Origin of the sequence: Paenibacillus sp. CCS19, from assembly GCF_033239625.1 — a bacterium.
In the GTDB taxonomy this organism is placed as follows: domain Bacteria; phylum Bacillota; class Bacilli; order Paenibacillales; family Paenibacillaceae; genus Paenibacillus_T.
The window spans coordinates 68,761-90,278 of the sequence record NZ_BTCK01000025.1; the positions used below are offsets into that span (position 1 = coordinate 68,761).

The window sequence follows — 21,518 nt, forward strand, 5'->3', positions numbered from 1 at the left end:
GATTATCTTTATCGAGCAGTTGCGCCGCCGTCGATCACATGCTCGGCGCCTGTAATATAGGATGATTCATCCGAAGCAAGGAACAGTACCAGATTCGCAACGTCCTCGGTCGTGCCTACATGACCCATTGGCGACACGGCTTGTCCAAGCTGCTCCTTGCTTTGTTTCGTTGTCTCCGATGCGTATTCAACCATCGCTGTATTAATGTATCCCGGATGGATAGAGTTGACTCGTACACCTAGCGTCGCGAATTCCATTGCGGCGTCCTTCGTCATGATGCGGACGGCGCCTTTGCTCGCCCCGTACATCGTATGGCCTGGCGCACCTGTGAGACCTGCAATCGAAGATGCATTAATAACGGAGCCTTTCTTGTTTCGAGCCATAATCGGAATTACATGCTTCATGCCGAGGAACACGCCCGTCACGTTGATCGACAGCATCCGGTTCCAATCCTCGATGCTAGTCTCGAACAGCGGCTTGATTACATAGATGCCTGCATTATTAAACAAAATATCAATCGTACCGTACGACTTCACAACGTCTTGTACGATCTGCTTCCAGTTCTCTTCGCTGCCTACATCAAGGCGGAACGAGATTGCTTCTCCGCCGTTTGCTTGAATTAGAGCAGCTGTTTCACTTGCTCCAGCTTCATTAATATCGGTGACAACGACTCGTGCGCCTTCTTTCGCGAAACGAATTGCCGTCGTTCTGCCGATGCCGGTTGCACCGCCGGTAATAAGCGCTGTTTTGCCATCCAAACGCATATATGCGCACCTTCTTCTCAAAGATGTTAGCTTGCTCGTTACACTTTCATTATAGGACTGGCATGTGTAATAATAAATTAACTAAACATTAGGTTACGTTAATCTGCGCTTAAGGAACGGATGAACACCGTGAATATGGATCAATTAACCTATATCGTAGAAATCGCCAAGACGAACTCTTTATCGACAGCGGCACGAAACTTATTTGTTTCCGTTCCAGCGCTGAGCCAAGCGATTTCGAGTTTGGAGGCGGAGTTCGATGTAGAGCTGTTCGAGCGATCGCGCAGCGGCACTTTTCCGACGGCAGAAGGTTTTGCTCTCATTCAGAAGGCAGCCGTCATACTGGAGAAGATTCATGAGTTTAAGGAAGAAGCCCGAAGCTACTCGAATACAATGAGCGGCGAGCTTCGGATCGCGACGATCCCTGGACCGATGTATTTGCTCGTAAAGACGCTCGCAGGCTTCAAGCGGGATTTTCCCAATGTGCGAATTGAGATTTCAGAGAAGAGCTCTCAGGAAATTATGAGCGATATTAAGCAGCATAAGGTCGACCTTGGACTCATTGTGCTATACGAGGATTTGCGCTCCGGCATCGACGAGTTCGAGTTCGCGAAGGTGATGGATACGAAGCTTGTCTGTTTCTTGAATCGGAACAATCGGCTGTCGCTGCAGAAGTCGGCGGCCATTGAAGATTTTCACCGATATCCGCTCGTTCTCTATAAGGAAGATTACCTGGAATGGTTCATTGAGAAGTTCGGGCAGAAGTACGGACCTGTAGAACTGCTGTTCACGACGAACAACTCGGCTGCGATCAAAGGGGCGCTTAGAGAAGAGATGGCCATCTCTATCGGGGTGGACTACACGTTCCTCAAGGGCAGCGAATATTTGTCTAACGATCCTGAGTTGCATATTATGGACATGGATATACCGATGAACCGTCCTGTGCCATTGGGGTGGGCGATGCATCATCACGCGGCGAAGTCGAGAATTCTGAAGCTGTTTATGAACCGGCTGAAGCTGCAGCTGATGCAGGATGAGTCTTAGCGATTTACTGTAGATTGGAGAGGGCCGTAGGTTTAGACTTACGGCTCTTTGGCGTGTGGTTATTTTTTACTCTGAAATGATTGAATGATTTGATTGCATGGTAATATTATCAAATCCAGCTATTGTTGAAGGGGTGGCCGCACGTGTACGAGCAAGAGATAGATAGAAGCCAATTGATTCGCACGGAAGAGGAGCTCCGCGCTTTGATCGGATTTCCGGGAGAGCTTGTGGAGCGCAAGATGATTACGCAATTGGATGCGCATTGTCGGGATTTTATCGCGAGGTCGCCATTCGTTCTGCTCTCAACTTCTAATGAGGCGGGGCAATGCGATGTGTCGCCTAGAGGAGACGATCCTGGATTTGTTCACGTCCTAGATGATCGGCATCTGGTCGTTCCGGAACGTCCGGGCAACAAGCGCATCGATTCGCTGCGCAACATCATCGCGAATCCGCATGTGGGCATGCTGTTCATGATTCCCGGTCTTGGTGAAACGCTGCGCGTCAATGGACGTGCTTCGATTACGAAGGACGAGAAGCTTCTGAGCCGCATGGCAGTCAAGGATCGTGTGCCTATGCTGGGCATTATCGTAGAGGCAGAAGAGTGCTACATGCACTGCGCGAAGGCGTTTCTGCGCTCGCAGCTATGGAAGCCAGAGTTCTGGCCAGGCAAGGAGCTGCTCCCGTCGCCGGCTGCCATCATTGCGGCCCATGCTTCCATGGAAGGCGTGACCGCAGACACGGTAGCGGATCGGCTGGCCGACGGGTATAAGAATCGGCTTTATTGAGAACAGGGGAGCGGGAGTCAATGGATGAGCGCCTCCATCATGCGTCATTGCTTTTTCGTACAACAAAAGCAGCAGTCTGTAATGTGTCTAAAGCCAGGCGTTGCATTTTGTACAATGGAAATGGTGCGAAACGGTTAGTCGGCCTCATTTTTGCGCCAATGAGTCCAAATTCTGCTGTACATTATGAAATGGAGACTTCCGAATAGAACGAAATCGTAAATTCCGTTGCACATTTTACAATGACAAGGCAGAAGACATCCAGCTGGCTTTGACGTTCGTTGCAGAATACAATTTCCCTCAAGAGAAGATTGGTATTACTCTTCCGAAACCTTGTACTTATTTCATACATCTGGAGGATACCTTGTTGTAGTGGAACTTAGACGATGAAACGGGGGAGGTTCCCTTCATGAGCAGATACTCAAGTTTATTCGTTGTATCGGCCTTGGTGATTGCGTTGCTATCAGGCTGCCAGTCGAACGTTAAAGACACTCAGGTTCGGACACAACAAGATGAGATTACTAGTGGAGCTGCCTTGGAGCAGGGACAACCACAATCCAATTCTTCTGATTCTAAGGAGGAGGCGCCAGTCAGCGAGCGTGAAGAAACCTTCTTCTTGAATGATCAGTTAGGATGGAAAGCCACTTACAGCTTCTATGGGATGCATAGAGAGGATATGGTTCTTTCCAAAACGGTCGATGGAGGCAGCACATGGTTAGAAATTGCCCGTTCAGACAATGCTGACAGCGTCTTGCCCGGTGGAGTAAAGTCAGGAATCGTGTTTCTGAATGAATCGAGAGGCTGGATAACAACAAATGCGCCATGGGATGGAACAGTAGGGCTCTTCATAACCAACGATGGAGGGCAATCTTGGAAGGAACAAGCGCTTGAAGTGCCAGCTGACTTCGAGCAATCGCAATTATTTGTCTACCCTCCGTTATTTCTGTCGACCGAAGAGGGGATTCTAGTTACGAAACCAGAGTCAGAATCCTCGTTAATCTATTTGACAGTTGACGGAGGAAATCACTGGGAACCTATCGCGAATGAAAAGGAAGGCATGCAGCATGGAATCTCCTGGTCTCTTGCAGAGGACGGAATCTATACCATCGGTAAAGACGCAACGTGGAGCCTTAACACATCCGGATCGGGTGTCTGGTCCAAGAATTAAAGGAATCGTTCAATAAGTATCGCGAGAAGATCAATATGCAACCTATACATAACCAAATAGAAAAGCCATCCAATGCGGATGGCTTTTTCGAATTAGATATAGAAGCATTACCAGATCGAGACGCGCTCTTCTTGCGGGACGTACATCTCGTCTTCTTCCGTAATGCCGTACACTTTATAGAAGCTGTCGAGCATTTGCATGGCGAAGTTGACTCTCACTTTCTGAGGAGCGTGAGGGTCGAACTGCATGTATCCGACGATCGTCTCGACAGGCATCCACAATGCAAAAGCGTGAGAGAACCCTTCGAACACTTGGGATAGATCGGCATTCGGATCGTCATCTGCGATGTCAAGGACGCACGATAGACCGCCGAGGTCCGCAATCGTCTCGCCAAGCGTCAAGTCGCCATTGACGTTAGTGCCAGGCACAAATTCGATCTCGGACAGCTCTCCTGCGATCTGAGCTGCACGCTTCTGGAATTCAGCGTAGTCAGCGTCTGTCCACCAGTTGCTCACATTGCCGTCTTTGTCATACTGAGCGCCGTTAATGTCGAAGGCATGGGAGATTTCGTGCCCGATAACGGCTCCGATAGCACCGAGATTCTGCTCGCGGCTGGCATTAGGATCATAGAATGGCGCTTGCAGAATAGCCGCCGGGAAGATGATACTGTTTTTCGTTTGGTCATACATGGCGTTGACGGTCATAACCGGTATCATGCTCCACGCATCCGACGAGTACGGACGTTTCATGACCTCTTTAAGTGTCGATTCGAGAGTAATGTTTGTTTCTATCATGGCATCGAATAGGGTGCCGCCGTCTGCCGCTGTTTTGAAGCTATAAGGAAGCGATGGATCCCATTTGTCCGGATAACCGATGTTTACATCGATGTTTCTCAGCTTCTCAATGGCTTTCGCTTTCGTTGCGTCGCTCATCCAATCAAGATCATTGATCCGAACCTCGTATTTCGCGATGATCTCGCTAACCATATCTTTGACATCGTTCTTGCTGGACTCAGGGAAGTAGTTGCTCACATACAGTTTGTCAAAAGCTTGCGGTTCATAGCTTTGTGCCAAGGCAGTTGCACGCTCTTCCACCGAAAGCTTGTCAGGTACCATGCCCATCGTCGCCTGCGTCAACTCGTCTTGGAAGCTTAGCGTCTTCTCGGAGAATGCCGATTGATACTGCAGGAATGCGTTGATCGTCAGCATATCCTTGATCGCCTGCAAATTCTGATCGGTAATGAGGCTGTCGGCGAATTTAATATAATCCTGCTCCGGCGAGTAAACCGTCATATTGGAAGGGAGACCGTAGAACTTGATCAACAACTCGGCGAATCCCGAGTTTGTCGTCGCCTTCTTCATCTCATCCCATGTCGCTTTCGTATAGAGCGTCTGCGGATCCTGGAATTGCTCTGGCGGTGTAGATTTGTCCGCAAGCTGCTTCTCGAGATCGAATATCGCTTCGGCGCGCTTGGACAGATCATCTTTCTCACCGATGTAGCTGAGTACCTGCTCCAAGTAGGCCAGATAGGCTTTGTGAACACCATCCATAGACGGATCTTCAGAATAGTAGAGCGGCGAGTCTAATCCTAATCCCGAACCTGCGAACAATACAGCGAATTTGGACCGGTCACCCATCGTGTCTTCCAGCGGCTCAAAAGCGACAAACGGAACGAAATTGAATCGATCCCAATACTTGTCGGCGATTGCCCGCAGTCCAGCGACATCTTTGACAGCATACAGCTCGTCCAGATAAGGGCGAAGCTTCTTAATGCCATTCTCGCGAGCGGTTACGTCGGTGTACAACGCATAGAGTTCAGCCGCTCTCCATTCCGGTGTACCTTTGGCAGCTTGATCTTTATTGTCGAGCAGTTGGTCCATTATTTCGGATCGGGTGTCATCAACTTTCTTCATTACGTCCATGAACGTTCCGGCCATCGGGTAACCGGGGTGGATAACCGGATCCGCAAGATACTTCCGGTTGGTGTACAGGTAGAAATCGTCCTTTAATCCAACTTGTTTGACACCGTAAGGATTATTGTCGGCTGCTTGCGCGATGTAAGACAATGTCGCAATGAAACGGTTCGCCTGCTCGATCGTGACGTTGTGAGCAGGGAGGCCCAGGTCGTCCAGCAGACCGAAGTCGTCAAGCGCGGCATAATAAGGCGCTGCCCATGCTGGAACGTCGGTGATGCTGCTGCCGGGTTCAATGCCCTTCCACGAGAGAAGATTACATGCAATGATTGCTAATTCAGGTCCCGTTACGATAGCGTTGGGCTGAAACTTGTTTCCGCCTTTGCCTTTCATATAACCGACCGTGACAGCGATTGCGATATCATCGGCGTTCGAGTCGCTGGCATGTACGTCGGAGAAGGATTGTTTCGGATGATCCACTGTAATCTGAAACGTCTGATTGATTAGAGCTGCCAGCTGTCCTCTCGTAATCAAGGTGTCGGTGGACGCGTATGCCTGTGAGAGACCGATACTGAATGCGATGATAAGCGAGAGCAAACCTGCGACGGAGCGTTGAAACTTTTTCAAAAGTGCACCTCCAAGTTAATTTTTACCTGTAATATTGTAGCATCAATAGATGAATAAGGTAGATAAAGAAACGATAAAAAGACGCCTCAATTGCTTGAGAGCGCCAGTATGGTTCTATTAACTAGGTGCCGACACGGTCCGTATACACGGCATCGAAACTTCGGTTCAACAAGTCTTCTCTGGAAATATAGAAATAGAGCAGTCCCGCTAAGTCCCATTTCATTCCGATCTCTTCATTGGAATCGGCTTGGAACAACAGCTCCGTCCCGACTTCCTGGGAACCGTATTGCAAGCCATCCAAGTACCCGAGGAAGCGGAAACCGATGCTGCTATCCGTCAATTCGCTGTAGGAAGAGCAGAACTTCAAATAGCGTACATAGGCGTCCTTATCGTCTTCGAACAATTGATCTTCCTCAATTCGCATCATATCGGGTATGGTGTTCTCGAATCGGATTTTTACCTCGCAGCTCGAGAATGTAAGAACAGCAGGGTCTGCCTCAATCCGTGTTAGATTCGAACAATCCGAAGTATATAGCACTGCATTCTGATCTTCAGGATAGGTTTCAAGCAGAAATTCATCAGAGAATAGCACATCCTCATCGCAGGGATAAAAGAGATGAATGATTCCTGTGGCAGGGTAGCTCGGATGAACCGCTGTCATAGGGAATTGTGCTAGATTGATTTGCGCAATGAAACCCATCGGCTGCCTTCCCAGTCTGGCCACTTGAAATTTGCTGGTACGTCTGGATGTCCTCCGATTTTTGTGCTGCCGACAGGTATTTGTTCTTCTGGTGTCAGCATAGGTTCAAGAAGAAAGCCAGGCTTCACATATTGTTCATAATTACTCCAATATTTCTCTAAACCCGCTGCTGCGAACAATTGGCTAATGATCTCTAAGGATGGTACAGGCTGCATCTTATACCCTCCATACCTGATAATGGTTAACATCATGATGGTTTTCGATAAAATGATTCTCATCTCCTTCATTAGGAAGCGAGGGAGAGTGAGAGGGGGATTGCTAGATTTAGCGCCAACAAGAGAGAGTTTAGAGAGAAATTACGGGTGGTTGCGGGTTATCGCGGATTATTTACAGTTTTTTGCATTGACAATCGTTCTCATACCCTTTATAGTGACGTTGATAATCATTATCATCCAAACTAAACTTTTAAATAAAGGAAGGGTATGCCCACAATGAATACCAAACGTTTTCTCTCTTTCAAATCTCTAATCGTCATGTCGATCGTCTTGATGATCGCACTGGCCGGCTGCTCGAGCAAAGACAAATCCGAATCGACGACGGAAGCGACAACGACGGAAACAGCAAGCGCAGACACGACGACAACAGAAGCATCCACCGATGCAGCTGCAGATGCTGAAGTGCAGTACCCGATCACGATCAAGCACGCGCTTGGCGAAGCAGTTATTGAGAAGAAACCTGAACGTGTCGTTACGATTTCGTGGGCGAACCAAGACGTTGTGCTCGCGCTGGGCGTAGTGCCAGCTGGCTTCTCGGCAGCGAACTATGGCGTTGAAGACGGCAGCGGCATGCTGCCATGGACGGCTGCTAAGCTGAAAGAGCTTGGCGCGACTACGCCAAACATTTTCCAAGATACGGACGGCCTTGATTTCGAAGCAATCTCCGATGCAGAGCCAGATGTCATTCTTGCAGCATACTCCGGCATTACGAAGGAAGAATATGAGACGCTGAGCCAGATCGCACCAGTTGTTGCTTACCAATCGCAGCCTTGGGTGACGTCGTGGCGTGAGCAAGTTGAATTCAACTCCAAAGGCATGGGCATGGAAAAAGAAGGCCAACAGCTCATTAAAGATACGGAGAAGCTGATTGCAGATACGGCAAACGCGCATCCGAGCATCAAAGGCAAGAAAGCGGTATTTGCTTACATCTCGCCGCAAGATCTGTCTTCCGTTTCGATCTATACGCCAGGCGACCCGCGCGGCGCGTTCCTGGAAGAGCTCGGCATGGTATTCCCTGACAGCGTTAAGAAATTGGTTACTGACGAGACCGGCTTCTATCTTCAATTGAGCGCTGAGAATGCAGACGTTCTCAACGATGCAGACATTATTGTCAGCTACGCAGATGAGTCCGTGCTGAAGACGCTTCAAGCGGATCCGGTGTTCGGCAAAATCCCAGCAATTAAGCGCGGCTCGGTCGTATTCATTAAAGACGGAACGCCGCTCGCGGCAGCAGGCAACCCGAACCCGCTCTCGATCGCATACACGATCGACGAGTATGTAGGCCTGATCGACGCAGCTGTAGCTAAGATCAATGGCTAGTACGACGGCTTCAACCAACAAACAGGCAAGCCTGCATATTCCGAAGCATTTTACGAAAGTGCTGGTGATCTGCGTCATCCTGCTCGCTCTTTGTATGATTGCTTCACTCGTGTTCGGATCTCGTGTGGTACGGTTGAATGATGTTATTGACGGATTGTTCCACCCGGACGCGGATTCCTTCGAGGCTAGCATCGTACACAAGCGCATCTCGCGGACAGTCTTCGGACTGTTCTGCGGGGCGGCGCTGGGCGTATCCGGATCGCTTATGCAGGCCGTTACTCGAAACCCGATCGCAGACCCAAGCATATTGGGCGTCAATACAGGGGCATCGCTGTTTGTTGTTTGTGGGATTGCGTTCTTGAACATTAGCACGGCAGGTCAATATATTTGGCTGGCTCTGGCTGGTGCAATGCTCACCGCAATATTCGTATACGGAATCGGCTCTATGGGACGTGGCGGCGCCACGCCCCTTAAGCTTGTATTAGCCGGAGCCGCCACAAGCGCTGCCCTTTCTTCACTCGTTAGTGCGATTATGATTCCGCGCTCTTACGTCATGGATCAATTCCGATTCTGGCAAGTAGGCAGCGTAGGAGCAGGGAATTGGGATGTCATCGGAAGCTTCGCGCCGTTTCTGATCGTTGGCATTGTACTCGCGTTTGTAACGGCTCCGGCATTGAATGCGCTGGCTCTCGGAGACGAGGTTGCGACAGGCCTTGGCGTTCGTACGGGAACATTAAGATTGATTGCGGCTGTTGCAGGCGTATTATTGTGCGGCGCCACTACGGCATTGGCTGGACCGATCGGCTTCATCGGATTGCTCGCTACGCATGTTATGCGTTTGGTGCTCGGTTCTGATCTGCGGTTCGTCATCCCGATGTCAGCCTTGTCGGGAGCGATCGTGCTGACTTTGTCGGACGTAATCGGCAGAGTCGTCGGCAGTCCTGGCGAACTTGAGGTGGGTGTTGTTACCGCATTTGTCGGTGCTCCGATTCTGATAATAATAGCGATGAAAGCGAAAGTGCGTTCATTATGACAACTAATACGATCGCTTACATTATGGAAGGTAGACGCGCTCGCCATCGTCGATGGATTGCGGTTACGAGCATATTGGCCGTTCTATCCGTCGTGCTGTGCATCTCCATGCTGATGCTGGGGAATACGATCTATCCTGTCCAAGACGTTCTTCGTGCGCTCACGGGCGAGAAGATTAAAGGCGTTTCTTTCGCCGTGAATACGATACGCTTGCCGAGAATGCTCGCCGGCATGCTGGCCGGATTTGCTTTCGGCATCGCCGGACATACGTTCCAGACGATGTTCCGCAACCCGCTGGCGAACCCGAATGTAATCGGCATTACGTCCGGCTCGGGCGCGGCTGCAGTATTCTGCATTACAATGCTCCATGCCAGCGATACGGTCGTTTCGATTGCTTCGGTTGTTGCCGGTCTTGCGACGACCATCATTATTTATCTATTATCCAACAAAGGCGGAACGTTCTCGATCGGACGTTTGATTCTGATCGGCATCGGGATACAGGCTATGCTGGATGCGGTAATATCGTATTTGATGCTGAAAAGCGCGCAATATGATCTGCCGGCCGTGATGAGATGGCTTAGCGGCAGCCTCAATGGCTCGAAGATGAATGAGCTCCCGCCGCTTGTTGTCACGGTTATCCTATTTGTCCCGATCATCGTCATGCTGAGCAAACATTTGAGCATACTGGAGCTTGGCGAGCAGTCCGCGACATCGCTCGGCGTGAATACGAATTTGACGCGAATTGCGCTTATTGTGAGCGCGGTCATTCTCATTTCGATCGCTACCGCTATTACGGGTCCAATTGCCTTTGTTGCATTTCTGTCGGGTCCGATCGCCAAACGATTAGTAGGAGCGGGGTTCTCAGGCGCTATTCCTGCCGGTTTAGTCGGCGTTATTCTAGTATTGGCATCCGATCTTATCGGACAATTTGCTTTTGAGACCAGATTCCCTGTGGGCATAATAACGGGCATACTCGGAGCGCCGTACTTGATCTACTTGCTGATCCGAATGAATCGGAAGGGAGACTTATAATGATGGCGACACATACGTTTCAAGCGGAACAGACCGTATCGGGCTATGAGAATAAGACGATTGTCCAAGGCATCAGTCTGACGATTCCGAGTAACCAAATCAGCGTCATTATCGGGGCGAACGGCTGCGGCAAGTCGACGCTGCTGAAGACGCTGGCAAGACTTATTAAGCCGACCTCGGGCAGCATTACGCTTGACGGCAAGCAGATCGATAAGATCCCGCCGAAGCAGCTGGCTCGCGTGCTGGGGCTGCTGCCGCAATCGCCGATCGTGCCGGAAGGGATCTCGGTCGCGGACCTCGTTGGCCGCGGACGGTTTCCTCATCAATCGCTGTTCAGCAGCTGGTCGAAGAAGGACTACGAGGCTGTCGCCGAAGCGATGGAGATCATGAAGATCACGGAATTCGCCAATCAGAATATCGACGAGCTGTCCGGCGGTCAGCGGCAGCGGGTCTGGATTGCGATGGCTCTGGCGCAGCAGACGGACATTTTGTTCCTGGATGAGCCGACGACTTTCCTCGACATTACGTATCAGGTCGAGATTCTCGATCTGCTTACGGATCTCAACCGTAAACACGGAACAACGATTGTGATGGTGCTTCATGATATCAATTTGTCTTCGCGTTATGCCGACCATATCTTCGCGCTGCATCAAGGGAAGCTGGTGGCAGAAGGGGCTCCGTCCGACGTTATTACAAGCGAGCTGGTGAAAGATATCTTCGGCATGGAGAGCGCCGTCATCCAAGATCCGATTTCCGGAACGCCGTTGATCGTGCCGATCGGACGTCATCATGTGAAGCCTGCGAAACCATTGGATGCTGTTCCGGCGGATGCTGTAAAACCAGCAGAACCTGTAAATCCGATAATTCCGGAGACGCCAGTTCTTACTTATTAGATCATGGATACTTAACCAACCGATACTCCTCAAGTTTCTGCCCGTGCGGCAGGCGCTTGGGGAGTTTTTGTTTTGCCGGACCTATGGAGTGCGAGAACTATGCGGGTTGGATAGAGGGGGGACAGTTGTCAACCACACTTTCTGCACCGCTCGCAGTTCTCAGCATGCGGGGGCCGCTGCATTTTATGCAACAGAATGTTGGTATGGACTGTTGTTTTGAGACTCATGTTGTACTTTGTGCAACAGAGACAGTCGGTTTCGTTGTACAAAATGCAATGGAAAGCCTAATTGCAACAGTATGACGCTTGTTCTATTGCACGATTTGCAACAGAGAGATGGCGTGATTGTACACGTCGCCCGATTAGGCATGTGGTCGGCATCAAACTTCATAGACAAGCCGTTGCTGGCCGCCGCGCATTGCCTATCTATTTATTCTATTACCCTCTATAATATTTATTTGGAAAAATAGGGAACTATCTCTGCCGTGAATCGTCTACTTGTCGAGGTGAATGTGTTGTCTTTCGAATATTTGGAGCATGTGCAAGATGGGCTGGATCGGTCAGCCGTGCTGGACGAGCTGATGAAAGCGTACGGGCGCGACGTCTGGAACTATGCCTTATTCCTGACGCGAAGCCGCGAGCTAGCCGATGATATCGCGCAGGATGTATTCGTCAAAGTATACGAGAAGCTGTATTCCTACCGAGGCGAATCGTCCGTGCGCACTTGGCTGCTTGCCATTACGCGCAACACGGCATTAGACGCTATGCGTTCGTCGTGGCTGCGACGGGTTATGCTGCTTCCGCAGCGTCTGCTGACGTCCGATCTACACCCTTCTGCCGAACGTGAAGCACTCGATCGCGAGCTGGTCCATGAAACCTGGTCCATTGTGCTGGACCTGCCGGCCAAGCTGCGCGAAGTGCTGCTGTTGTCTGCCCATCATGGCCTACAGATGAAAGAAATTGCGCAGATGCTCGGTGTATCCGAAGGCACGGTCAAGTCGAGGCTGTTCCGTGCGCGGGAGCAGGCAAGCCGCAAGTTCAAGCAGCTTGAAGGCGAGTCGGCCGCGTACGGCAAGGAGGAGTGGACATGAGCGGGCAGTATCAGGAGCAATGGGAGAAACAACTGTCAGGACAGCCGATGCGCAATGGTGGATTCACCTCAGACATTCAGAGTAAAGTGAGGGAACGAATCCGAATGGAAGAGCGGAATAATAAGCCGAGTCGCTGGTTTCGGACAGCGGCGGCGCTGGCGTCCATAGTCATTGTGCTGGGCGGCGGTTGGTTATTAAGAGACGATATCGGTTCGATGCTGAAGCAGAAGCCAAGCGGCATGGACGGCGTTCCAGCTGCGCTGCAGAACGACGTGCTGGCAGATGAGAACGCGACGTTGAAGGTCATGGTAGGCCAATACGATAGTTTTACCAACATGCAGTATGCGCGGCCTTTCTTGCTGCATCATCCGACGGTCACTGTGGAGACGGCTCAGATTCCCGAGGGGAAAGATGTTACGGAATGGGTCGATAAAGAGAAGCCGGACGTGTTGAGACTTAGCCTGCAGCAATATTATGAGCTTGCAAAGGCTGGCAAGCTCAAGCCTCTAGATACGCTTATCGCCAAGGATGACGTCGACGTCGATGCGATGTACGAGCCGGTCATCGATATTTTACGCCAATACGGGGGCGGCCAATTGTATGGCTTGACGCCAGCCTTTCAGACGGACGCTGTATTTATTAATAAAGAGCTGTTCGAGAAGAACGGCATTCCGCTGCCTCATGCGGGCATGACATGGGACGAGCTGTTGGATACGGCTGCGAGGTTCCAGGGAACGGGGACGGCGGGGCTAGTTTCCTCGTCATTTGGCGACAATCCCAGTTCCTTAGTTAACGAGATTGCACAAGCTACTGGACTGCAGACCGACACGCAAAATGGCAAACAGGTTACGATCGATACGCCGGCTTGGGCAGATTTGTGGACGAAGATTACGAATGGCTATAAGGACGGATGGATTTATCGGGATAAGGGAGCGGACAGCGAGTCGAAAGTGGAGTCGTTCACGCCATCGGATCCATTCCTGAAGGGCAATGCGGCGATGGTTGTGACAAGCGGGTATTACGTTTCGCAAATAAAGTCTGTTTGGAAAGATGACCAGAAGTGGATCACGATACCGGTTCCAGGGGATCAGATTTCCTCTTTCCATCTACTTGAGATTTATGCGGTATCCTCGACGGCAAACAGCGAGAAGGCCGCTTGGGAAATGGTCAAGTTCATGAATGGCTCGGAATTCGCCAAGCGATTGATCGGTACAGGGATGAGTCAGACCCCGATTCGCCAAGCCGATGCGCAGCAGAAATTCAGCGAGGAACAAGTTGCTGCGTTCTATCAGAACAAGCTGGAATTGCCGCAGGATTGGCAGAGCGCAGCGGAAGGCAAACCAAACAGCAATACGCTTATTGGTTATGCTTATCAGGACAGCAAGCCGCTGCTGGAGGAAGTCATTGCCGGCACGCTTTCGGTCGACCAGGCGCTTGCTCAATTGAAGGAAAAGCTGGAGCAGCGTGCGCAGCAGGATGAATTGAATGCGCAGAAGGAGCAGTCGTAATGCGGCGGGGCGGAATAGCGGCATTGGTCGGATTGCTGCTGCTGATTGCGTTGGCAGGTTGCTCGGACGGAGAAGAGCCGGTGAAACAGCCGGATGTCCTGAAGGTTGCCGATATTGATGAAATGAATTTCTACTCGATGTATGGGGATTATTTGAATGCCGTATACCCGAATACGCGTATTCAATTTATTTCGGCTAAAGACGCCTCGGACTGGAACGCACCGTTCGAGGTACGTGAGAAAAGGTGGAAGCAATTGATTGAGAGCGAGCAGCCGGATCTCATCGTCATGCGAGACGATGAGATCTATCAATCGCTGGCAGATGAGGGCTTATTGACGGATTTGTCTCCTTATATGCAATCTTCAGGTATATCGGAACAGATTCATCCTGGCGTTCTTGAACTAATGAAGCAGAACAGAGACGGTCTGCCTTACGGAATGGCCACCTTATTTACTGCTTCTAAGCTCTATTACAATGAGGATTTATTCCGAGAGTATGGCATTGATCTACCGCATGATGGCATGACGTGGGAAGAGCTGCTTCAGCTTGCTTATCGATTTACAGCAGCATCTACTTCGTCAGATGCTCCGGTCGGCTATTATCAGTCCTATTCGGGACCTATGGAGCTTGCCTCCTATATAGGCAGTACAGAGGGGCTTTCGATGTACCGATTGAAAGCTGGTAAAGTGACGCTCGACACAACAACCTGGCAGCAAGTATTTCATACCGTGCTGTCCCACTACAAGGACGGAACCTTCCGATCGTTTACGCCGGAAGGCAAGATAAGTGCCGAAGGAACCACGTATTACGATCAGGAGGCGACCTTATCAGCGGACTGGTTCAGCAAAGGTCGAGCGGCCATGACGATTGGATCGTATGGGGCGTTCAGCAATGTGAAGTTCAAGCTGGGTTCCGTGAATGCTCCGGTCGACGCTTCGACGCGTTCTCGCAGCGCTGATTTTCATGCGAATCATAAGCTTGCGATCCGTGCTGGCTCGTCGGAGGTGCAGGGAGCTTGGGGCTTCATACAATTCATGGTCAGCGACTATGTGGCGAAGGTGTCGGCACAGCAGGCGAACGGCTTTGGCCTACCGAGTCGAATCTCTTATGGGCAGCATGCCAAGAACGAAAGCGCTGCGGGATTGTATAAACAGATGCCGGCCATTACGCCGCCAGATGATCGAACAGGGATAGATCCATCGTTCTATGAAGTGTTCTTTAACATGATTAAACAGGAGATCAGTAATACGTTAGCCGACAAGCAGACCGAAGAAACCATGCTGAAGCGGATGCAGGAACAGGGTCAGCAGCTGCTGGACGCGGCGAAGGCTAAGGGGCAGAAGGAATGAGGCGGAAGAGAATAGCTTTGCCATTGGGAGGACTATTGCAGGGCTGCCGCGGCATATTTCGACTATTGGTATTCATGATGAGCGCTGCACTGGTGCTGACTGGGCTGACAGGCTGTACGGAAGATAAAGGAGAGACGGCTAAGAAGCAGGTCTTGAAAGTGATGGACAGCAGCGAGCTCAACTTCAATTTGGAATATGGCGACTATATTAACGCGGCGTTTCCGAATGTTGAGATTCAAGTAATCTCAACGTCGGATGCAATGAATTACGCCCTGCCAAGCTCAGAGCGCTTGAAGCGAATGAAGGAATTAATTGCGAACGAGCAGCCGGATCTAATCATGCTTGGCGACGATTCCATGTATAAAGCTCTCGCAAACGAAGGGCTGCTGAGCGATTTATCGGTTTATTTGTCAGAAGATCATAACTTGGAACAACATATTCATCCTGGTATTGTCGAACAAATGAAGCAGAACAGAGACGGGGCGCTGTACGCGTTGACGCCTAATCTGCGTGGACAGTTGCTGTTCTACAATGAGGATTTGTTCAATCGGCTTGGTATCGGACCTCCGCAAGACGGAATGACCTGGGCTGAAATTTTACAACTGGCACAGCGTGTAACACAGTCCGGCAGCTCAGAAGAGGAGAAGGTGATCGGGTTTCTTCCAGCGTTCTCGGGTCCGAGCGGACTTGCCAGCTTGATCGGAATGACAGACCAGTTGGGTAATTACCCGTACCGTGTTTCTACTGGAGTCATGACCGTGAATATGCCTGCTTGGCAGCGCGTGTATCGAACGGCTGTCGAATCTTATAAGAGCGGGACATTCGAGCTTGGTATGGAAGAAGATAATAGTGAGCAGCCAGTTGCTTCGTACGGCGAACCCGGACAGACAGATTTATTCACTGAAGGGCGCGCAGGGATGGTAGTGGGCAGTTACCGGGCCTATCAGGATGTGCCGTTCAAATTAGGTGCTGTGGGAGCGCCTGTCGATGAGGCTACGAGGACAAGAAGTTTTAGTATGTATCCCGGATTTACGATGAGTTTACGTGCAGGTTCTCCTGTGGCACAGGTTGGATGGGATGTCATCGCCTTCATTATGGGGGATTACGTTGCCAAGGTAAGAGCTGGATTTACTCAGGATGGCTATAGCGATAATGCGATCCCCAGCAATATCACTTACGCGGAATATGCGAAGGATCCGATCGTAAGGTCTATTTATCGGCAGATGCCGTCCAACGTTCCCTCGGATTATGGAACGTTATCTAGTTCTGCTTACTCCGAAATGGCAGAGATGCTTAATCAAGAAATCTCGAACGTAATGTCCGACAAGCAAACCTTCGAGCAAATGATCGAGCGCATGCAAGAGCAGGGGCAGGAGATTTTGGACCGGGAGCTTAAGAAGTAAGGATGATCGATCAGCTGGAATGACAGCAAAGCACAGAAAGTCAGTTGATTTCCTACCTAGTTTGACTGCTGCATTATGCTACAATGAAGCCATGCAAGTGCAACCTCTATCATTATCGACAAAAAGGAGCGGTTAGCTTGGCGATACATAATGGGACAGCAGTAGTTACTGGAGCTGGACGAGGACTTGGCTTCGGGCTTGCGAAGGGGCTGCTGGAACAAGGCTGGCGCGTAATTGCCGGCGTGCATGGACAAGTTCCAGAGGAACTCAAACAGTTAGGACAGCAGGCAGAAGGCCGCCTGCTCATTATAGAAGATTTGGATATCGGCAGTGACGATAGCGTAAGAGCGGCAGCAGCGCAGGCTTCAGGCTGGACGGAACGCATCGATCTGATCGTGAACAACGCTGGCATTCTGGGCGATATCGATAAGAAGCTGCCGGACGCGCTTGATTTTGCAGAAATGCAGCAGGTTCTTAATGTGAACACGCTCGGACCGCTGCGCGTAACGCAAATGTTCGGCAAGCTGCTGCTTAACTCGGAGCGTCCGATCATCGCGAATATTTCGTCGGAAGCGGGAAGCGTCGGCGCTTGCGGCCGAGATAACTGGTACGGTTATTGCATGTCGAAGGCGGCAGTAAACATGCAGTCGGCGCTCGTTCACAACCAACTGAAGCCGCTTGGCGGACGCGTGCTCGTGCTGCATCCAGGCTGGGTTCAGAGCTATATGCATGGCGAACTGAATACGACCGCTCGACTGACGATCGAACAATCAGCTGCGAACGTGCTTGGCGCGATCATGAACGAATCGGACTGGCCGGACGCGGACGGCAAGCCGCCTTATATCGATACGGAATTCGGGACGCGTCTGCCATGGTAAAAGATATGGGGAGAGCCGTTCTGTTAGGTGACGTCGAAGCGCCTTATCATCCCGTCCAAGCTGTTGAACAGGATATAAATGCGATCCTGGCTCCAAGCTTCAGTGTCGAGACCATTGTTGAATACGGAGCTGCGCTCGAAGGACAGCCGTCGTTGAATGCGGATGTCATTATTTCGTACACGGACCGTTGGACGGAGAAGCTTACTGAAGAGCAAGCGGACGGATTGCTGGCTTATGTATCGAAGGGCGGCGGTCTCGTGTCGCTGCACTGCGGCATTTCGCTAGCGATTCATGAGCGACTGCTGCCGTTGTTCGGCGCGAAGTTTACGGGGCATCCGCCTTTTCAACCATTGAAGTTCACCCCTGTGGTGGAAGCGAGTAAAGCGGAAGGTGGGATTGCATCAGAGGACGCTGATCGATTCGCGGCTCTGCTCGCTGCGATCGAGCCGTTCGAGCTCGATGAGGAGCCATACCGCTACGAATTCGCCGATGCGCCGAATGGGGACCGCGAAGTGCTTCTGCAATATGAGCACGAAGGTGCATCATATCCGGCAGTCTGGATACAGACGTACGGCCAAGGCCGCATCATCAACGTGATGCCAGGACATACCGCGGACTCGCTCCGCCACCCTGCGGTGCGACGGCTGCTCCTAGCCGCCACGGCGTGGGCGGCAAGAAGCTGATTAACGCAGCCGATAGCCCATTGACCATTATGATAAACGCCGTCTTTCCTAGACTATTAAGAGTCTGGAAAGACGGCGTTTGTTTTGATTCTCTTAATCTCTCGGATAATCCAGACTCATAATGTCCATGAACGGTACTTTAACGGTCTCTTCCGACGTCAGAACGTGCACTTTGCCTGTTCGCGAATCGAGATGAACGATTTTGCCGCGCAATGGATGTTCCCAGCCCCAGATCGTCAACAGGATGATGGACTCCTCGTGAAAAGCTTCCGTAATTTGATTGCCTATCTCTTCTAACACAAACTCGTCTCTTGTCGGTCGTTTGGGAACCTTTGATTTTGCCATGTATGTCGTCCTCCTAGAACTTCTATATCAATTATACAATTTAGTTCATTCGATAGAATACCGGTTATTTTCACTAACGCCCCTATTTCAAACCATTCCTGCCGTTCGCGAGACGTATAACTTCTATTGTCCTATATCCAGTGTAAAGAATCAGACCAAGGTCTTGACGGAATCCGTCTATAAAATTACCATTATGAATAAATACAACCTATTATTGGCATCTGTGCTTGCAGCGAAAATCCCAATAAGATTAGGAGGTTTCATTGCAATCGTAAGTCTTCTGTTAATAAACAATAGGAGGGAATTTGATGAATGAATTAATATTGCCAATCTATAAGCCTTTTTTTCTAGGGTATCAGCATCACGCCAATTGCTTCTCGATGTTGGATCTTGATAACGATCCGCTTTATAGAAAGTGGTTCATGAATCATTTTATTCAATTAATGTGTTCGAAAGAGTTTGTGAAGAACCGAAATAACCTGCTTGATTTCTATCGTGAAGATTTCTATGAAGCCTATTCAGAAATTATGGTTGTGCAGAACGTTCATCAGAACATCATTAAGAATTATAGCAAAGGTATTATGGGCTTTATATTCGACTGCATTGACGACGAGCACTATATGGAACTGATCGTCAACGAATTCTATATTCCAGGAACGAAAGCCTATCAGAAGTTTGACCACGATCACGGGGTTTTCATTTACGGCTACAATAAAGCAGAGCAAATCGTTTATGCCCGTTACTTCAAGAATGAGTTGTTCTCGGATACAACATTGACGTTCGAAGAAATTGAGAACGCTTTCGGCAATGTAGTTATGACCTATCATTGGTGTGCGCATAGCAAGTTGTTCAAAAAAACCAAGTCGGTCGAGATGAACGTTGACGTGCCACGCATCATGCATAGCATTGAAGACTTGATGAAATCAAGGGTGCGCTATCGAAGCAACGAGTACAGGGTATATGGGCTGCAGGTTTATCAATGCATCAAGGAACATGCACTGCTATTAGATGAGAATATGGCATTCGACATTCGACCGCTTCACATTGTATGCGAACATAAAATTGGCATGGTGAAGAGATTTGAAATTGCGGAGCAGTTAGGACTCGGATGGGATACAAGCTTTATTTTGCCGAAAATAAAGGATCTGGCCGAACGATTCAATATGCTGCGTTATAAATTTCTCAAGTGCATTCTTCAACAGAATAAGGGATCCATTCCGATGCTGTTAAGCCAGCTCGATCAATTAGAGCAAGAGGAATACAATTTGTATGAACAGATCCTTCAGGATAACTTTCTTGAAGCTGCGACCCGGACTTAGAACGAAATAAAACAGGTTCTGCATTAGTTTTCCAGCCTCGACTTCGTTTACTGCCTAAACAAACTAAGAGGATTGTGTTACAATCATACTATCAATGCAGCAAAGGATGTCAATAGATGGCGAAAACACAGCAGACCGGCGATCAAACGATGATTAAAAAGATAAATACAGCGATTGTCTTCGATTCCGTTCTGAAGAACGGACCGCTGTCCCGCGCACAAATTTCGGAGCGATCGGGCCTTAATAAGGCGACAGTATCCAGCCTTGTGCTGGATCTGATCGATGCAAAGCTCGTTGAGGAGATCGGGCAGGGGGAGTCGAACGGCGGCCGTAAGCCCGTTATGCTGCTGTTCAATGCACAGGCGGGTTATGCGGTCGGCATAGATCTCGGCGTCAACTATATTCGCGGCGTGCTGACGGACCTGCTAGGCCATGTAATAGAAGAACGCGAATGGTCGATGAAACGGCCGGATCTGGCGTCGGGCCTCAAGCAGTTGACCGAATGCATAGAGAAACTGATTGCGCTGGCACCGGAGAGTCCTTACGGTATCGTTGGCATCGGTATCGGCGTGCCGGGCATTGTGGATGACCGAGGAACGATTCTGTTCGCGCCGAACCTGGAATGGGGACGCGTCGACCTGCAGCAGTTCGTGGAGGACAAGTTCCAGGTGCCGGTCACGATCGATAACGAAGCGAACGCAGGTGCCCAAGGCGAGCAGAAGTACGGAGCGGGGCGCGGCATCGCGCATCAGATCTATGTCAGTGTCGGCATCGGGATAGGTACGGGCATTATTTTGCACAAGGAGCTGTACAAGGGTGCATCCGGCTTCTCCGGCGAGCTTGGCCATCTCTCGATCGAGTACAGCGGCAAGCCTTGCCGCTGCGGCAATCGGGGATGCTGGGAGCTGTACGCTTCGGAAAATGCCCTGCTGGAACAAGCTGTCCAGCAAGGGCTCCCAGAGGAACTGGACGAGCTCATCGCCAGCGCGGAAGCGGGCGACGAGCGTACGCTTGCGCTGTTCCGCTCCATCGGCGGTTACCTTGGGGCGGGCATTGCAAACATCGTCAACGTGTTCAACCCTGACGTTGTCATTATCGGCAACCGGATGAGCAAAGCAAGCCGCTGGCTCGAAGAGGCGGTACAAGAAGCGGTCGACATGCGCACTTTGTCCTATCACCGCGAACGGATGCGCATTCTGTTCGCTGATCTGCAGGATCGGTCTGCTGTCCGCGGCGCAGCGTATTATGCGATCAATACCTTCCTTGGCAAAGTTCGGAACGTGAGTTAGAGGAAGAAGGTTGTTGATAAAGCGACTCCTATGGAGTCGCTCAGGCTGTCGAGAAAGTCTCGACAGCCTTTTTAATGTCCATTTAGTTTATTACGACACCGCGT

20 protein-coding genes are annotated in these 21,518 nt (G+C 50.4%); 15 read left to right on the forward strand and 5 right to left on the reverse strand.

Annotated elements, in window-relative coordinates; genetic code table 11:
- Positions 1 to 8 precede the first annotated feature (8 nt).
- Entirely contained in the window at positions 9 to 764 is a 756-nt protein-coding gene (locus SBI19_RS17500) for an SDR family NAD(P)-dependent oxidoreductase (RefSeq protein ID WP_317970480.1), read from the reverse strand.
- 135 nt (positions 765 to 899) lie between these two features.
- Between SBI19_RS17500 and SBI19_RS17505 the strand changes: the two genes are divergently transcribed.
- From SBI19_RS17505 to SBI19_RS17515, 3 genes are all read left to right on the forward strand, one after another.
- A complete protein-coding gene (locus SBI19_RS17505; RefSeq protein WP_317970516.1) occupies positions 900 to 1,808 on the forward strand; it encodes a LysR family transcriptional regulator in 909 nt (302 codons plus the stop codon).
- Between the two features lie 143 nt (positions 1,809 to 1,951).
- Positions 1,952 to 2,593, forward strand: a complete 642-nt coding sequence (locus tag SBI19_RS17510) for a pyridoxamine 5'-phosphate oxidase family protein (protein WP_317970482.1) — start codon at positions 1,952 to 1,954, stop codon at positions 2,591 to 2,593.
- A gap of 406 nt (positions 2,594 to 2,999) precedes the next feature.
- A complete protein-coding gene (locus SBI19_RS17515) occupies positions 3,000 to 3,758 on the forward strand; it encodes a WD40/YVTN/BNR-like repeat-containing protein (RefSeq protein ID WP_317970484.1) in 759 nt (252 codons plus the stop codon).
- Positions 3,759 to 3,865: 107 nt separating this feature from the next.
- Here SBI19_RS17515 and SBI19_RS17520 read toward each other — a convergent pair whose 3' ends face one another.
- The 3 genes from SBI19_RS17520 to SBI19_RS17530 all read right to left on the reverse strand — a co-directional run bounded on the left by SBI19_RS17520 (position 3,866) and on the right by SBI19_RS17530 (position 7,213).
- Complete coding sequence (locus SBI19_RS17520; RefSeq protein ID WP_317970486.1) at positions 3,866 to 6,298, reverse strand: M13-type metalloendopeptidase; 2,433 nt, start codon at positions 6,296 to 6,298, stop codon at positions 3,866 to 3,868.
- A 121-nt stretch (positions 6,299 to 6,419) separates the two neighbouring features.
- Complete coding sequence (locus tag SBI19_RS17525) at positions 6,420 to 6,998, reverse strand: DUF1963 domain-containing protein (protein ID WP_317970488.1); 579 nt, start codon at positions 6,996 to 6,998, stop codon at positions 6,420 to 6,422.
- Positions 6,971 to 7,213 (reverse strand): hypothetical protein, encoded by a 243-nt coding sequence (locus SBI19_RS17530; RefSeq protein WP_317970490.1) that lies wholly within the window; start codon positions 7,211 to 7,213, stop codon positions 6,971 to 6,973. The genes SBI19_RS17525 and SBI19_RS17530 overlap by 28 nt, the downstream gene beginning before the upstream one ends.
- A 276-nt stretch (positions 7,214 to 7,489) precedes the next feature.
- Here SBI19_RS17530 and SBI19_RS17535 point away from each other — a divergent pair, with 276 nt between their 5' ends.
- From SBI19_RS17535 to SBI19_RS17580, 10 genes are all read left to right on the forward strand, one after another.
- Positions 7,490 to 8,593 (forward strand): iron-siderophore ABC transporter substrate-binding protein, encoded by a 1,104-nt coding sequence (locus SBI19_RS17535; protein ID WP_317970492.1) that lies wholly within the window; start codon positions 7,490 to 7,492, stop codon positions 8,591 to 8,593.
- Complete coding sequence (locus tag SBI19_RS17540) at positions 8,586 to 9,626, forward strand: FecCD family ABC transporter permease (RefSeq protein WP_317970494.1); 1,041 nt, start codon at positions 8,586 to 8,588, stop codon at positions 9,624 to 9,626. The genes SBI19_RS17535 and SBI19_RS17540 overlap by 8 nt, the downstream gene beginning before the upstream one ends.
- Entirely contained in the window at positions 9,623 to 10,657 is a 1,035-nt protein-coding gene (locus tag SBI19_RS17545; protein WP_317970496.1) for a FecCD family ABC transporter permease, read from the forward strand. Before SBI19_RS17540 ends, SBI19_RS17545 begins: the two co-directional genes overlap by 4 nt.
- Positions 10,657 to 11,550: an ABC transporter ATP-binding protein gene (locus SBI19_RS17550; protein ID WP_317970498.1), complete on the forward strand. Its 894-nt coding sequence runs from the start codon at positions 10,657 to 10,659 to the stop codon at positions 11,548 to 11,550. Before SBI19_RS17545 ends, SBI19_RS17550 begins: the two co-directional genes overlap by 1 nt.
- 514 nt (positions 11,551 to 12,064) lie before the next feature.
- Positions 12,065 to 12,640 (forward strand): RNA polymerase sigma factor, encoded by a 576-nt coding sequence (locus tag SBI19_RS17555; RefSeq protein ID WP_317970518.1) that lies wholly within the window; start codon positions 12,065 to 12,067, stop codon positions 12,638 to 12,640.
- Positions 12,637 to 14,148: an ABC transporter substrate-binding protein gene (locus SBI19_RS17560; RefSeq protein ID WP_317970500.1), complete on the forward strand. Its 1,512-nt coding sequence runs from the start codon at positions 12,637 to 12,639 to the stop codon at positions 14,146 to 14,148. Before SBI19_RS17555 ends, SBI19_RS17560 begins: the two co-directional genes overlap by 4 nt.
- Positions 14,148 to 15,497, forward strand: a complete 1,350-nt coding sequence (locus tag SBI19_RS17565; protein WP_317970502.1) for an ABC transporter substrate-binding protein — start codon at positions 14,148 to 14,150, stop codon at positions 15,495 to 15,497. Before SBI19_RS17560 ends, SBI19_RS17565 begins: the two co-directional genes overlap by 1 nt.
- On the forward strand, positions 15,494 to 16,900 hold the full coding sequence (locus tag SBI19_RS17570) for an ABC transporter substrate-binding protein (RefSeq protein WP_317970504.1): 1,407 nt from the start codon (positions 15,494 to 15,496) through the stop codon (positions 16,898 to 16,900). Before SBI19_RS17565 ends, SBI19_RS17570 begins: the two co-directional genes overlap by 4 nt.
- A gap of 137 nt (positions 16,901 to 17,037) precedes the next feature.
- Entirely contained in the window at positions 17,038 to 17,778 is a 741-nt protein-coding gene (locus tag SBI19_RS17575; protein ID WP_317970506.1) for an SDR family NAD(P)-dependent oxidoreductase, read from the forward strand.
- Positions 17,772 to 18,461: a ThuA domain-containing protein gene (locus tag SBI19_RS17580; RefSeq protein ID WP_317970508.1), complete on the forward strand. Its 690-nt coding sequence runs from the start codon at positions 17,772 to 17,774 to the stop codon at positions 18,459 to 18,461. Before SBI19_RS17575 ends, SBI19_RS17580 begins: the two co-directional genes overlap by 7 nt.
- Positions 18,462 to 18,554: 93 nt before the next feature.
- Here SBI19_RS17580 and SBI19_RS17585 read toward each other — a convergent pair whose 3' ends face one another.
- The gene (locus SBI19_RS17585) at positions 18,555 to 18,806 is read right to left on the reverse strand and encodes a YolD-like family protein (RefSeq protein WP_317970510.1); all 252 of its coding nucleotides are present in this window, start codon (positions 18,804 to 18,806) and stop codon (positions 18,555 to 18,557) included.
- A 308-nt stretch (positions 18,807 to 19,114) separates the two neighbouring features.
- Here SBI19_RS17585 and SBI19_RS17590 point away from each other — a divergent pair, with 308 nt between their 5' ends.
- Positions 19,115 to 20,125 (forward strand): hypothetical protein, encoded by a 1,011-nt coding sequence (locus SBI19_RS17590; protein ID WP_317970512.1) that lies wholly within the window; start codon positions 19,115 to 19,117, stop codon positions 20,123 to 20,125.
- Between the two features lie 116 nt (positions 20,126 to 20,241).
- Positions 20,242 to 21,414, forward strand: coding sequence for an ROK family transcriptional regulator (locus tag SBI19_RS17595; RefSeq protein WP_317970514.1), 1,173 nt, complete (start codon positions 20,242 to 20,244; stop codon positions 21,412 to 21,414).
- Positions 21,415 to 21,518 lie beyond the last annotated feature (104 nt).